This is a genomic window from Flavobacterium algoritolerans, from assembly GCF_030010385.1.
GTDB lineage: Bacteria > Bacteroidota > Bacteroidia > Flavobacteriales > Flavobacteriaceae > Flavobacterium > Flavobacterium algoritolerans.
In genome coordinates this window covers 127,196-142,810 of the sequence record NZ_JASCRZ010000007.1, presented here as the reverse complement: position 1 = coordinate 142,810, position 15,615 = coordinate 127,196, and the positions used below count along the sequence as shown (strand labels likewise).

Below are 15,615 nucleotides of genomic sequence, written 5' to 3'. Positions count from 1 at the left end.
ATCTTTAAAGTCTAAAACTTAATACGTTGGATTCTTACCGCATTTAAAATCGCTAATAAAGCGACGCCAACATCAGCAAAAACAGCTTCCCACATCGTAGCTAATCCTCCTGCTCCCATTACCAAAACTATCAACTTAACGGTAAAAGCTAAAAAAATGTTTTGCCAAACAATTTGTTTTGTCTTTTTTCCAATATTAATTGCAGTATAAATCTTAGTGGGTTGATCATTTTGAATAACAACATCAGCAGTTTCAATAGTGGCGTCACTTCCTAAACCACCCATCGCGATTCCTACATTTGCCAAAGCAATTACCGGAGCATCATTTACCCCATCACCAACAAATGCAACGCTTAAATTTTGCTTCAATAAATCCTCTAGTTTTTCAACTTTGTTTTCAGGCAATAAATTTCCAAAAGCCTGCTCCATATTCAACTCTTTGGCAACAACAGAAACTATTGATTGATTATCGCCAGAAAGCATAATGGTTTCGACATTTAATTTGTGTAAGCTCCTAATTGCCTCTTTTGCATCTTCTTTAACTTCATCAGCAATAATAAAATAACCAGCATATTTTTGGTTGACAGCAACAAGTATAATTGTAAATGGAATCGTATCAATTTCAGCATCATAAGTGATATTGTAATTTTTCATCAACTTAGCATTTCCAACTAAAATCTCTTTTCCATCCACAAAACCTTTTAATCCCAATCCTGGAATTTCCTTTACTTCAGTTACACTAGTAGCTTTTGTATGGTCTTTGGCAAACTCTATAATTGCAGAACCCACGGGATGTGTGGATTTAGTTTCAATTGCGGCTGTATATCGTATCAAATCGGCTTCTGTAATTCCTACAGCTACTACTTTTTGAACTTTGAAAACCCCTTTAGTCAATGTTCCTGTTTTATCAAAAACGACTACTTTGACTGATGCTATTATATCCAGAAACGTAGATCCTTTGAATAAAATTCCGTTTTTACTTGCTGCGCCAATTCCCCCAAAATACCCTAACGGAATAGAAATCACCAATGCGCAAGGACAAGAAATCACTAAGAAAACCAATGCTCTGTACAACCAATCCTTAAAAATATAATTGTCTATAAATACCATTGGAAGTACACAAATTGCTATTGCCAGATAGACCACAATTGGTGTGTAAATTTTAGCAAATTTTCGAATAAACAATTCGGTAGGTGCTTTTTTTACAGTAGCTTCCTGAACCATTTCCAGAATTTTCGATAATTTACTATCGGAGAAAGCTGTAGTTACTTCTACTTGAGAAACCGTATTGAGATTAATCATTCCTGCCAGGATTGTTTCTCCTTTAGATTTGGTATCAGGTTTACTTTCTCCTGTTAATGCTGCAGTATTGAAAGTGGCATGATCAGAAAGTAATTTTCCGTCTAAAGCTAATTTTTCGCCTGGTTTCAATTCTATGATTTCTCCAATGGTTACTTCCGAAGCTTTTTTGGAAACAATATTCACTCCGTCAATTACATTTGCAACATCAGGTCTTTGGTCTAATAATGATTTTATATTCGATTTTGCTCTTCTTACGGCTAACATCTGGAATAATTCACCAATGGTATAGAATAACATTACAGCCACACCTTCGGCATATTGACCAATTCCAAATGCGCCTAACGTAGCAATTCCCATCAAGAAAAATTCAGAAAAAACAGCTCCGTTACGGATGCTTTCATACGCTTCTTTCAAAACTGGAAAACCTACCGGAATATAAGCTATAACATACCAAACGATTCGAATCCAACCATTAAACCAAGATTGTGGAACGTAATTATCAAACAATAATGCAATCAGCAATCCTATAAAACTAATTATGGAAGGTAAAAACATTCTGAAAGTGCTTTCGCTTCCATTAAAATGATCGTGATCTTCCTCATCATGATGTTCAGACTCACTGTGAGAAGAACAACATCCTGCATCTTGCTCTGCTTTATTGACTTTTTTTTCTTCTAAAGCACAGCAAACTTGTTTATCATCCATATCCTGTTTGTGTGTCATTTTAGCTAATTTATTTTTAGTAAAAGAAAAATGCTAATACTAACCAAAGTGCTACTATTACTGTAAAGTTAGTTGAATTTAATGTTTTATCTTTTGATACAGCACATAAAATTAATGCTAATAATTACCCAACAATTATTTATTTACAATAAAATGTTTCAGACTTGAATTCTTTTCGCTTTCAAACAATAATCATAGTGTTTCAAGTCTATTTGTCCTTTTTAGCACTTTTTTTATTAATCCATTTATTAACTTTATAACTAAGATAAGCCGAGCCAGTGCCGATAATTGCTCCTGCAAATACATCACTTGGATAATGAACCCCTAAATGCATTCGAGAATATCCCACTGCCCCTGCCCAAACAAATGATGGGGCAATAACATACCATTTAGGATAAGCCAAACTCAGTGATGTTGCTGTTGCAAAAACTAAAGAAGTATGCCCCGAAGGAAAAGAATTACCAACAGATGATGTTGCTTGATCGATATCCGGATAGGTTTCAAATGGTCTCTCTCTTTTTATAGTATGTTTCAATGCAGTGGTAATAAATGCATTTACTAAGAATGCTTCACCTATAAAAATCGCCTGTTTCTTGATGGTACTGTCTTTCTTAATTAAAGCAACCGAATATAGAATAATGGGAGTTGCTACACTGATTGGAACCGCACTATTTGTTACTAATTTAAAAGTAGGATCTAAATTCTTATTTCTATGAACATTGATATCCCGTAAAATATTTATATCACTATTTTGAGCATTTACAAAAGTCATGCAAAAAAGCAATACAATTAGATAGACTTTTGTAAAAACGGTATTCCTATTTTTCATCAAACAGTTTTTATCTCAAATATACTATAATACAGGCAAAATTTGTAATGAAATACTGCTAATAAAATCATTTTAACAAAAAAATAGTCCAAATGAAATTGTCTATAATTTCATTTGAACTATTTTATTATTCCGTCAAAGTAAGCTTAATTTATAATCGCTTCATAAATCACCTTTTGGATATCTTCCCGAATGTTTTCTTTGGATAATCTATTTTCACCTGCTATTGGAAAAGTTCTATTCGATAAAAACACATAAACAATTTGCGTTTCGGGATCAGCCCAAGCCATTGTTCCTGTGTAACCGGTATGACCAAAACTAGTCATCGAAGCGCAACCGCACGTAGGGCCTTCAGCACCTAATTGTGGTTTATCAAAACCTACACCTCTCCTATTTCCTGCCGCACAAAAATAACACGTATTGAAATCTTCAAATGTCTTTTCAGAAAAATACTGCTGATTTCCATAATTTCCTTTTTGCAAGTAAAGCTCCATTATTTTAGCCACATCCATAGCGTTCGAAAAAACACCGGCATGCCCGGAAACTCCGCCTTCTAAAGCCGCAGATAAATCGTTGACATATCCTTGTAAAAGCTGATGACGGAAATACGTATCTGTTTCTGTTGGTGGAATTCTGTTTTTATCAAATTTCCCTAACGGATTGAAACTGGAATTATTCATTCCGAGTGAGCGATAGAAATTCTCCTGAATCAAAATATCTAATGTTTTACCCGTTGTTTTTTCTAAATAATCTTTCAAAATCATAAAAGTAAGATCGCTGTACTTGTATTCTTTTTTCAAGGAAAGCTTGCTCTTAACAATCATTTTCATAATGGTGTCGCTAAAATCATTTCTTATAAAAAGACTGTCTGTCATTCGTTTAGAAAACTGCTCTTCGGATGTTTTTCTAAAATAAACTTCCGAAGGAAATTTAGATTTATCCATTGTCGCTTTATAAAATGGAATTCCAGCGGCAAGTCCGGCGTAATGAGACAATAAATCTTTAAAATTAATATTGGCTTTATTGGAATCTTTAAAAATAGGAGACATGGTTCCTAATGTAGTTTCCAGATTTATTTTTTGCTGATCGTATTGCAACATAACATTCGGCAACGTAGCCAGAATTTTTGTCAATGAAGCAACATCATAAATATCTGAATCTTGAACTTTAATCGTTTTATCATAAGTATGGTGCCCGAATGATTTTTGATAAATAACTTTACCTTTTCTAGCTACCAAAACTTGAATTCCAGGCGTCATTTTGCCATTAATCGCTTTATTGGCAATGGCATCAATTTTGGATAAAATTTCAGCATTCATTGCCACATTTTCAGGAGTTGTGAATCCTAAACGATTTAATTTTTCAGTTGCTAAGCCATCATTTACTTTGAAGCTTGTATTGATAGAAACCGGTAATTTTCCTTTGGCTTCAATCGCTCCAAAAATTAGTTCTGCAGAAACTATTTGTGCAATCGTACTGTTTTGATAGGAAACAACCAATCCTTCGAAATCATCAAAATTTGTAATGGATAATAACGAATACGGTTTTGCAAAAACATCCAGAATTACATTATTGTTTTTAGCTAAAAAATTGATTTTAAACAATTCATTAGATTTTAAATCATCGTTTCTAAAAGCAACATCTGATTTATGATATCCAATGATTACAGTTGTAAACCCTTGCAATTTTACTTGCAAACTATCTAAATTAGTATCTGCAACTACAGTTACGTCAGCGTATTTTTTTAAAGTCGAAACAAAAGCATCATTACTGTCATCTCCTATTTTTACATAGGCTATTTTTTGTTTGTCCAAATTTTTTATTGGTAAAACAGCAGCCGTATTTTTTAGAACAGTAACTGCGTTTTCATACAACTCATATTGTAAAGCATCATTTTCAGATGAGTTTAAATCGTTATATAAATTTTCTGTTGCAATAGGTTTATAAGAGTTTAAACCTGCTTTGTATTTAAATTTCAAAATTTTCTTTACCGAAAAAGCCAATCTTTCTTCAGAAAATAAATTAGCTGAATACGCCAGCTTAAATTTTTCAATTGCTGAAGGAACATCTTCAGGAAATAACAACACATCATTTCCAGCCATAAAAGCTTCAAAATTAATTTCGCTTGGTAATTTAAAGTTACTTACACTTTTCATATTCAAAGCATCGGTAAAAATAAGTCCTTTGAATCCTAATTCTTTTTGAAGAATATCAGTAACCACATTATAGGAAATCGATGAAGGATAATTAGGTCTTGACTCTAAACTGGGAACGTTTAAATGCGCCACCATAACAGACGAAAGTCCTTCATGAAACATTTTTTTATACGGATAAAACTCTACATCCATTAATCTTTCTTTCGAAAAATTAATTGTTGGTAATCCTTTATGTGAATCCGTTTCAGTATCTCCATGACCAGGAAAATGCTTTCCTGTAGAAAAGATTCCTTGACTCTGAACCCCTTTCATTAAAGCAATGGCGCGTTCTGTAACTTTGAATTTATCTTCGCCAAAAGAGCGAAAACCTATTATAGGATTTCTGGGATTTGTATTGATATCCAGAACTGGAGCAAAGTTAAATTGCAAACCCAATCGCTTGCTTTGTTTTCCCATCTGAAGGCCAACTTTCTCCAACAATTTCATGTCCTGGATGGCTCCGAGTGTCATATTCCAAGGATAACGATAGGTAGAATCCAATCGCATGCTCAATCCCCACTCAGCATCACAACCAATAAACAAAGGGATTTTTGACTTCGATTGAAAACGATTGGATAATTTAACTTGACGAACAGGACCACCTTGAAAGAAAATCAATCCTCCAATTTTGCTTTCCTGAATCAGTTTATCAATGCCCTTGAAGTGTACAGTATCTTTATTAGAATAAGCGGCAACCATAAATAATTGCCCAAATTTCTCCTCTAAAGTCATAGCATTGTAAACACTATCAACCCATTTATTTCCTTCAGGAGATAATTCAAAAAGTGTGGGTGTATTACTCGATTTGATACTGTCCAAATTTTCAATTTTGGACGGAATGTTGGCTACAATTACTTTATTCTTATTAATTTTTGTCCCAACACAACTTGAAGCAACAAAGAAAATTAAGACATAAAATAAAACAATTTTGATGCCTATTTTTCTCATTGAACTGTTTTGTTTAAAAAAAGCGACTATGCCAGCTATCGATGGCAGGAACTTCCCAAGATTCATTGTATTCTTCTATATTATTAACTAAATTATTGAAAACTATAGTGTTTTCAGTAACCGCTTTATCTTTTACCATTTTCTTGAAATCAATCAAAGGCTTGTGGGCTATATGCTCTCCAAGTTTGAAAGTAACATTCATTTTATCCAATAAATCAACCGTGTATTTTTGTTCTAAACTTTGAATAAATTCCACAGATGAATCTATAGAACAACCTGTAGCTGCTTGTACATCCTGATTTACGGCAATAATGATAAATCGGTTGTATTTTAATTGATACGATGATTCTAAACTGGTACCGTGTGCAGCCCAACCTTCAAGAAAGGATTGCAAAGCAGTTTCTATTTCAGAAAACTCGGCATCCGAAAATTTTCTGTTTGATTGATAAATCCAGATTCTGGATTCTTCGGGTAAATTTTCAAATGGAACGTACATAATATTATTTTTTTCTAGATTTTCAGAAAATTAAAAATTTACTTTTTTGCTAAATCAGTTATAACTTTAAAATATCTAAATTCTTTATTTTTTGGATCAAAGAGTTCAATTTCAGTATAACTCACTTTTATACTATCTTTTTTATTAATCTCATTATTAGTTAATAAAGAGGCTGTTTCAAAGTAATCTAATAACAGAAAACTAAAATTTCTTCCATTTTTATCTTTTACCTGAAGTGTGATAAATTGTTCGGTTTTTATTTCGGTTACTTCACCTTCAATAAAAGCAATCTCTTTTACTTCCTCTATAGAATCATCTTCATCAATAGATCTTTTGCCCATTTCCATAATAATTTCGGGACAACTAACCATCATTTTCATTGCTACTTTTTCTCCTAAGTTTTGCATTCCTTTTTCATCATCAAAACTTATTTTATCTTCCGGTTTAAATTCTGAAAGATGAGAAGAATAACTTTGTATCATACACACTCCAACTTGGGTCTGCATCTCCTTTTTATTCATCTTAAAATAATCTATCTTTTTTGCATTTAAACATTCACAAGTTTCTTTTCCAATAACATCAAAAATATCCTGAGAATATGACACTGAATTGCAAAGTACAATTAGAATAAAAAATATTTTTTTCATAATTACAAATCTTGTGCATTAGCAATTAATTCAGCAATATCCATAACTTTTACTTCGCCTTCCTTTTCTTTGTTTTTAATACCGTCAGTCATCATGGTATTACAAAAAGGACAACCCGCAGCAATAATTTCTGGTTTTGTTTCTAATGCATCTTCGGTTCTTTCAATGTTGACTTCCTTGTTTCCAGGTTCAGCATCTTTAAACATTTGGGCACCACCGGCACCACAACATAAACCGTTAGCTTTAGAACGCTTCATTTCTACTAATTCAGCATCCAATTTAAGAATCAAATCTCTTGGTGCTTCATACACATTATTGGCTCTTCCTAAATAGCAAGGGTCATGAAAAGTAATTCGTTTTCCTTTAAATTGTCCTCCTTCAATGGTTAATCTTCCGTCGTCTAACAACGATTTTAAAAACTCAGTATGATGAACAACTTCATATTTTCCGCCTAATTCTGGGTATTCATTTTTTAAAGTATTGAAACAATGCGGACAAGCAGTAACAATTTTTTTTGCTTCGTATGCATTCAAAACCTCGATATTCATCATGGCTTGCATTTGAAACAAAAACTCATTTCCAGCTCTTTTTGCAGGATCACCGGTACAACTTTCTTCAGTACCCAAAACGGCAAAAGGAACATTGGCACGATTTAAAATTCGAACAAATGCCTTCGTTATTTTCTTTGCTCTATCGTCAAAACTTCCAGCACAACCTACCCAAAATAAAACTTCTGGTTGTTTCCCTTGAGCTAACATTTCGGCCATAGTTGGCACTATTAAATTCTCTGACATACTATTTTGTTGATTCGGTTATTTGCTTATTTGATTAATCACAAATTCTTAATTTATAAATCGGTTATTCGTTAAACAAATAACCAATTAAACGGTTTAACGACTATTCGTTTTTCCAATTCAATCGATCTTGCTGATTGTATTGCCATGGCGCACCATTATTCTCTATATTAGTCATCATCGCATTAATTGGCATTGGTGCAGCACTCTGCTCCATTACTAAATAGCGTCTCATATCCATGATAATTGAAAGCGGACTAATATTTACAGGACATTCCTCTACACACGCATTACATGATGTACATGCCCAAAGTTCTTCAGGAGTGATATAATCGTTCAATAATGTTTTATTATCCGGAATAAAAATACCTTTATTAGCATCAATATTTCTTCCTACTTCTTCCAATCGATCTCTTGTATCCATCATGATTTTACGTGGAGACAATTTTTTCCCGGTTATATTCGCAGGACAAGATGAAGTACAACGACCACATTCGGTACAGGTATAAGCATTCAATAACTGAACCCAATTTAAATCCTGAACGTCACTGGCTCCAAATTTACTTGGAACTGCATTTTCATCTACTGGTGCTGCTGCAAAAGGATCAGCATTTGGATCCATCATTAGTTTTACTTCCTTGGTAACGGATTCTAAATTGTCAAATTGTCCTTGAGGATTTAGATTCGCAAAATACGTATTTGGAAACGCTAACAGTATATGTAAATGTTTAGAAAAATAAAGATAGTTCATGAAAATCAAAATCCCGGTAATATGCAACCACCAAAATATTTCAGAAAGAAGCATTACTAATTCATTTGACATTCCATTAAATAATGGTTCAATAAATTGGCTTATTGGAAATGAACCTGCTTTTATAAAATGAGAGAATCCTCCAGGGACATTCTGCAAATGCAAATCAGAAGCATTCATCAATAAAAATAATGTCATTAAAACTACCTCAAAATACAAAATATAGTTTGCATCATTTTTAGGCCAGTCTTTTAAATCAGAGCTTACAAATCTTTTCAATTTGATAGCATTTCTTCTAATCCAAAAAATGGAAACGGCAACTAAAACTAAAAGAGCCAAAATTTCGAAAGAAGCAATCAGTACATCATACGTAGTTCCTAAAAAAGCAAAAACACGATGCGTCCCAAAAAGTCCGTCAATAATAATTTCTAATAATTCGATGTTTATAATTATAAAACCAACATAAACAACGATATGCAATATTCCTGCAATAGGTCTTTTCACCATTTTAGATTGACCAAGAGCAATCATGGCCATATTAGTCCATCGTGCTTTGGGATTATCTGAACGATTTACATCGGTTCCAAGATTGATATTCCTTCTAATTTTTTTAACACTGTTGAAAAAATATCCAAAACCAATTACCAATAGAATGGCAAATAAAATATTGTCTAAATAGCTCATAATTGCTAATTTTTTACATTAGGTATAGAATCGTTTACAGGAGCAACATAAGGCTTGTTTTTCTTTCCAAACAAAGAAATATTTACATATCTAGTTGGGTAAAGTCGAACATCTTGCAATAATAATTCTAATTCTTTTGTGGAACTTTTAATATTTTGGTAGAAAGCTTCATCGTTCAATAATTTCCCCATAGAACCTTTACCAGATTCTAAACCAGTCATAATACCATCGACTCTGGCTAAAGTTGCATTTAGATTTTTAACCGTTTTACCCAAATCAGCTTTATTCAGCGAATCAGATATTTTAGAAAAATTTCCGGATATTTTATTAAAATTAGTAACAACTCCATTGATTTGAGTTTTGTTAGCATCTAATAATGTATTAACGCTTAAAGAAGCTTTATGAAATTGCTCAATAGTCTTGCTCAATTCCGCTAAAGTAAGTTTTAAATCCTGCTGACCTTTTTCGTCTAAAACATTATTCAATCCTGAAATTAATTTTTCAGTACTTCCCAATAACTTTTCTAATTTTTCTTGAAGTGGTGCTAATTGATCTCCAACTTTATCTGTTAGTCCTAATTTTACTCCGCCTTGTAATTTTTGACCATCAACAGCTAATGTTTTATCATCAAAATTAGGAATAATTGCAATTTGTTTTCCTCCAATAAATCCTGGCTCATAAATAGAAGCTGTACTCGATTTAGAAATTGGAAAATCAGTTTTTAATTGTAATTCAACTAATAATACACCTGTGTTTTCATCAATTGTGATACTGCTAACTTTACCAATAACTAATCCGTTTAGTGTAACCGGCGCAGATGTGGCTAAACCTTCTACACTTTTATATTCGACATAAAATGTTTTGTAATTGGTAAAAAGGTCTCTTCCTTTCAAAAAACTGTAGCCCCAGATAAATAATAAAATAGATGCAATTACTAAAATAGCAGTTTTAATTTCTCGTGTTATTTTCAAAATTTAAGTATTTTTTACAAATTTAATATAAAATATTTGACTTGTTGTAATTATTTAAGTGCTTCTTGAATACTAATATTCTTTCCATCTTTAATTGCAATTATATACGCTGAAGTATATCCTTTGGATTTCACAACTTTCAAATCCTCTTTTGCAGTGTTATAGTCTGATGTTAAGCCATATGCATACTTATACAAAGATCCATTGCTTGTTGTCATCGAAACATTTTTTAATCCTTTAAAATTTGAAGGATTTAATTTAATATTTTTATTTCCGGCGGCAAATTGAACTTTAAAAACTACATCAGAATTTTGTGTTTTCGACTCTTGCTTTTGCGAAACTTGTTTTTCTATAATTCGTTTTGATTTAGTACTCTTTGAAGTATCTTTTATCTCATCTTCGGCTACTTTTTTAGATGGCAGCTCTTCATAATCATCATTGGATGGCGTTCCAAAATATTCTTTCTTGTAAGCAATAATCGCTGATGCAATAGCTTCTGCCATATTATTTTGTCCTTCCTCTGAATTTAAATAAAGACCTTCTTCGCTATTGGATAAAAAACCCAATTCAATCAATACACTTGGCATATAAGCCGCATCCAAAACCCATAGCGGAGTCTGTTTTATACCTCTTGATTTTCGATGTAATTTATTTTTAAAATTACTCTCAATTTTTGAAGCCAGATTTATGCTTCGATCTAAATAATCTTCTTGCAGAATTTTTAATCCAATCAAGGTTTCAGGATTCTTAGGATCAAAACCTTTGTAGGTTTGCTTGTAATCTTTCTCCAGTAATATCACCGAATTTTCTTGTTTAGCAATTTCTAAATTACCTTTACTTCTTGCCAAACCCATTACAAAAGTCTCTGTCCCAAAGGGAATTGGGTTATCAACAGAATTACAATGGATAGAAACAAATAAATTAGCATCGATACTATTTGCTTTTTTTGGTCTATCCTTTAATTCTATAAAAACATCTGATTTTCTGGTATAAACAACTTGAATATTATTATCTTTTTTGAGGTATTTTTCTAATTTCAAAGTCGTTTTAAGAGCAATTTCTTTTTCAACAAAGCCATGATAAGAATTCCCCGGATCTTTACCTCCGTGACCCGCATCTAAAATAACCGTAAACTTTTGATTGGATTGAGAAAAAGTATTTGAGCAGAAAAATAGAAATAGCGCTAAAATTGTGGTTTTGAATCCTCTGTTTATTTTCAAAATATAAGTATTTTTTTTACAAATTTAATATAAAAAAGATAAGCTATTACTATTTAATTACGTCTTGGATATTAACTTTCTCTCCATTTTTAAATGCAATCAAAAACGCAGAATTATATCCTTTTTCTTTCGCCTCGCTTAGTTGCTTTTTTGCTTCATCATAATCTGAGGTTTCACCATACATATATTTGTAAACCCTGTTTTCATAGGCTACAGAAATATTTTTAAGTCCATTAAAATTTCTTGGAACTAAATCTAATCTTTTACTACTGGCTGAAAGTTGCACTTTGAATAAAGGCTTAGCATTATCAACCGTTTTTTTTACTTGTGATGATTCTGCTGCGGCTTGTGGAATCATTTTAGGTTTAGCAGGAGAAACTGTATCTCTTATAGGTTTTTCGTTGATTTTTTGCGAAGGCAACTCTTCAAAAATTTCAGTTTCACCATTGCCAAAATATTCTTTTTTATAACTGATAATTGCATCAGCGATAGCTTTGGCAATTTCATTTTGACCGTCTTCAGAATTTAATATATTTCCTTCAATAGAATTCGAGATAAATCCCATTTCGATTAATACTCTAGGCATGTAAGCCTTATGAAGTACCATAAAAGGTGCTTGTTTAACGCCTCCTCCTCTTATTTTTTTTCCTAAATCTGCAAAAGAGTCCTCTACTTTACTTGCCAATGAAATACTATTATCTAAATATTCTTCCTGCATCAAAGTCATTCCTATCATAGTCTCCGGAGAGTTTGGATCAAATCCTTCGTATTTTTGTTTGTAATCTTTCTCTAATGTGATTACAGAGTTCTCTTTTTTAGCAGCCTCAAGATTTGATGCAACTTTACTCAAACCCATTACATAAGTCTCAGTACCATCAGCAGCGGTATTTCTATTGGCATTACAATGAATCGAAACAAAGATATTAGCGTTAAATCTATTGGCAATATTGGCTCTTTCAATCAAATCAATAAACACATCTGTTTTTCGGGTGTAATTGACATCCATTTGTTTTGTAGACTCTAATATTTTTCCAACTTTCAAAACTACTGCCAAGGCAATATTTTTTTCCACACGTCCTTCATAAACGGCCCCAAAATCGTGTGCTCCATGACCCGCATCTAATGTCACCTTGAAAATATTGGATTGACTAAAACTCGATAAAGAAATTATCGTCAAAATAAAAGTTAATATTATTTTTATTTTATATGTAATACGCATAAATCCAAAAGTTAATTTAATTAAAACACCACCCTCATAAAATTTTTTATTTGGCTATTTTTGACAAAAAATTATATGTAAGTTTGACATGTCAAAAAACAGGCCATAATTTTACAAAAATAGCATTTAAACCTTTGCATACAAACTTATTTAATATCGTTTTATTATCATTTTTCCTATCGTTAGGATGTGGTAAATTATATTCTCAAGATATAACAAAAAAAAAGACGGCTATATCCGCAATAAAACAAGCAGACACCACCAATTTAGATACTAGTAAAAAAAATACTGCTTCCTTAACTGTTAAAAAAGAAACTGACTCCATAAAAAAAGACAGTGTAAAGCCTCAAAAAGCGTTTCTTGATGGAAAGGTTAAATACAAAGCAGATCAATATGCTAAAATTGACCAAAAGAAAAAGCTCATCACATTGTATGATAAAGCAGAACTGTATTATCAAGATGTCGAATTGAAATCTGGTATAATCGTAATGGATTATGAGAAAAACGAAGTCTATGCGGGCCGTATTAAAGACTCCACTGGTGCTTATACTCAATACCCAAATTTCAAGCAAGGCGCAAATGTAGTAGAACCAGATTCTATTCGTTTTAATTTTAAAACAAAAAAAGCTTTAATATGGAATTCAAGATCAGATCAAGGAGAATTTAAAATTAAAGCTTCTATAACAAAAAAAGAAAATGACTCTGTTTATTTTTTAAAAGGAGCTCGTTTTACCACTTCAAAAGATGTTGACAACCCTGAATATTATTTCCAAACCAACAAAGTAAAATTTATTCCGGGCAAAAAAGTAGTTACCGGATTGACTAATATGGTCATTGCAAATGTTCCTACTCCTATAGCTTTACCGTTTGCTTTTTTTCCAATGAGTAAAGAAACCAGCATTTCAGGATTGATTTTACCCAGCTATAACGACTCCAACAACCGTGGATTTTCTCTTCAAAATTTAGGATATTATTTTGCGTTGAGCGACAATTATGATTTAACCGTTTTGGGAGATTATTATACTAATGGAAGTTATGGTTTGCGTTTTGAATCCAGTTATGCCAAAAGATATAATTATAGAGGAAACTTAAACATTCGATTCGAAAATTTAATCACCAGTGAAAGAGGATATCCTGATTATTTGAAACAAAATATTTATAACATTCAATGGTCTCATTCCAAAGATTCTAAATCAAATCCTAATTCCAGTTTTTCAGCTTCTGTGAATCTTGGAAGCAGTAAATACTTCAAGCAATCCATCAATCAGGTTAATATTGGTTCGAATCTTAATAATACATTAAGTTCCTCTATATCGTATTCAAAAACATTTACTTCGGTTCCACAAGTCAGAATGTCTTTGACCGCAACACACTCTCAAAATACACAAACAGAAGAAATCAATATGACTTTGCCAACACTACAATTGAGTGTTGACAGGATTTATCCTTTTGTAAGTAAAGATGGAGTGAAGAAAGGTTTTTTCAAAAACATCAATTTACAATACAATTTAAACGGTAGAAATAGTATCGTAACTACTGACTCCTTATTCTTTAAACCACAAATGTTTAGAGATGCAAAAGTTGGTTTTCAACACAGCATTCCATTAAGCACCAATTTTAAATTATTTAAATATTTCAGTGCCTCTACTTCCATGAACTACGAGGAAATTTGGTATACCAAAACAATTGAAAGAAGTTATGATGTTGACCAAAGTAAAGTTGTTGATAAAACCATAAATGGATTTGACGCTTTTAGAACGTACTCCTTTTCATCCAGTGTAGGAACAACTATATATGGAACTTTTAATTTTGGTAATGACAAAAAAATCAAATCGATAAGACACGTCATGAGACCATCTGTATCGTATGGTTATACACCTAGTTTTGAAAAATACTACGACACCTATGCTTCAGACGCTAGCGGAACAATGAAACAATATTCCAGATTTGAAAGTGGAATTTTTGGTGCTCCGGGATTAAATAATTCCAATACGTTAGGTTTTGATTTGAGTAATACTTTTGAAGCAAAAGTTACAGACAAAGACAGCACCAAAGTGGAACCTAAAAAAATAATGCTGCTTAATAACTTGAACCTTTCCACTAGTTATAATCTTGATGCAGATGGCGTAACTACACTTGCTTTTGCTCCAATAAGAGTTAGCGGTGGTACAACATTATTAGACAATAAAATGAATGTCAATTTTGGAGCTACATTAGACCCTTATGCTATTGACAATTCAGGAAACCGAATAAATGTATTCAACATTGATAATGGCGGAAGTCTTTTTAGAATGACAAGCTCAAATATGACTTTAAATTACTCTATTTCGAGCCAGGGCAAAGACAAAACCGATAAGGACAAGAATACCCAAAGTCAACGAAATGGTGGTCGTGAAGATGATTTATTTGGGACAAATACTGATTTAGGTGACAGCCGAAGAAGTCAATTTGATGAAGAGGATGAAGACGAAGGCGAAGATAAAATCTCAGAATTTTTCAATTCAAAGTTGCCTTGGGACATGACATTTGCTTATTCCCTGACATACGGAAATAACAATCGAGAAAATAAAATTATTGGTAATTCCATAATGATTTCAGCAAATGCTGATATAACTCCAAAATGGAAAGCCGGTGTATCTACAGGTTATGATTTTGTACAAAAAGGAGTTACTTTCACACAGCTTCGTTTTGAGAGGGATTTATTGAGTTGGAGAATGGATTTCAACTGGTCTCCATTTGGAACAAATGCAAATTGGGGTTTCTTTATCGGAATAAAATCTGGTGTTCTTAGTGATATCAAATGGGATAAGCGAAGTACCATAAACCGATAATTGATT

11 protein-coding genes are annotated in these 15,615 nt (G+C 32.4%); 1 reads left to right on the top strand and 10 read right to left on the bottom strand.

Annotated elements, in window-relative coordinates; genetic code table 11:
* Positions 1-11: 11 nt before the first annotated feature.
* The 10 genes from QLS65_RS14235 to QLS65_RS14190 all read right to left on the bottom strand — a co-directional run bounded on the left by QLS65_RS14235 (position 12) and on the right by QLS65_RS14190 (position 12,778).
* Positions 12-2,024 carry a heavy metal translocating P-type ATPase gene (locus QLS65_RS14235; protein ID WP_282718464.1) on the bottom strand — a complete coding sequence of 671 codons (2,013 nt, stop codon included), beginning with the start codon at positions 2,022-2,024 and terminating at the stop codon, positions 12-14.
* Between the two features lie 208 nt (positions 2,025-2,232).
* Positions 2,233-2,853, bottom strand: coding sequence for a phosphatase PAP2 family protein (locus QLS65_RS14230; protein ID WP_282712700.1), 621 nt, complete (start codon positions 2,851-2,853; stop codon positions 2,233-2,235).
* A gap of 146 nt (positions 2,854-2,999) precedes the next feature.
* A complete protein-coding gene (locus tag QLS65_RS14225) occupies positions 3,000-5,996 on the bottom strand; it encodes a serine hydrolase domain-containing protein (protein WP_282718463.1) in 2,997 nt (998 codons plus the stop codon).
* A gap of 13 nt (positions 5,997-6,009) precedes the next feature.
* The gene (locus QLS65_RS14220) at positions 6,010-6,492 is read right to left on the bottom strand and encodes an ABC transporter ATPase (RefSeq protein ID WP_099715664.1); all 483 of its coding nucleotides are present in this window, start codon (positions 6,490-6,492) and stop codon (positions 6,010-6,012) included.
* Between the two features lie 38 nt (positions 6,493-6,530).
* Positions 6,531-7,139 carry a hypothetical protein gene (locus QLS65_RS14215; protein ID WP_099715665.1) on the bottom strand — a complete coding sequence of 203 codons (609 nt, stop codon included), beginning with the start codon at positions 7,137-7,139 and terminating at the stop codon, positions 6,531-6,533.
* 2 nt (positions 7,140-7,141) lie between these two features.
* Complete coding sequence (locus QLS65_RS14210) at positions 7,142-7,933, bottom strand: (Fe-S)-binding protein (protein WP_099715666.1); 792 nt, start codon at positions 7,931-7,933, stop codon at positions 7,142-7,144.
* Between the two features lie 103 nt (positions 7,934-8,036).
* The gene (locus QLS65_RS14205) at positions 8,037-9,368 is read right to left on the bottom strand and encodes a 4Fe-4S dicluster domain-containing protein (protein WP_282712703.1); all 1,332 of its coding nucleotides are present in this window, start codon (positions 9,366-9,368) and stop codon (positions 8,037-8,039) included.
* A 5-nt stretch (positions 9,369-9,373) separates the two neighbouring features.
* Positions 9,374-10,339 carry an MlaD family protein gene (locus QLS65_RS14200; RefSeq protein WP_282718462.1) on the bottom strand — a complete coding sequence of 322 codons (966 nt, stop codon included), beginning with the start codon at positions 10,337-10,339 and terminating at the stop codon, positions 9,374-9,376.
* A gap of 50 nt (positions 10,340-10,389) precedes the next feature.
* The gene (locus QLS65_RS14195; RefSeq protein WP_282718461.1) at positions 10,390-11,559 is read right to left on the bottom strand and encodes an N-acetylmuramoyl-L-alanine amidase family protein; all 1,170 of its coding nucleotides are present in this window, start codon (positions 11,557-11,559) and stop codon (positions 10,390-10,392) included.
* Positions 11,560-11,608: 49 nt separating this feature from the next.
* A complete protein-coding gene (locus QLS65_RS14190) occupies positions 11,609-12,778 on the bottom strand; it encodes an N-acetylmuramoyl-L-alanine amidase family protein (RefSeq protein WP_282712706.1) in 1,170 nt (389 codons plus the stop codon).
* An 83-nt stretch (positions 12,779-12,861) separates the two neighbouring features.
* Between QLS65_RS14190 and QLS65_RS14185 the strand changes: the two genes are divergently transcribed.
* Positions 12,862-15,609, top strand: coding sequence for a putative LPS assembly protein LptD (locus tag QLS65_RS14185; protein ID WP_282712707.1), 2,748 nt, complete (start codon positions 12,862-12,864; stop codon positions 15,607-15,609).
* Positions 15,610-15,615: the final 6 nt, after the last annotated feature.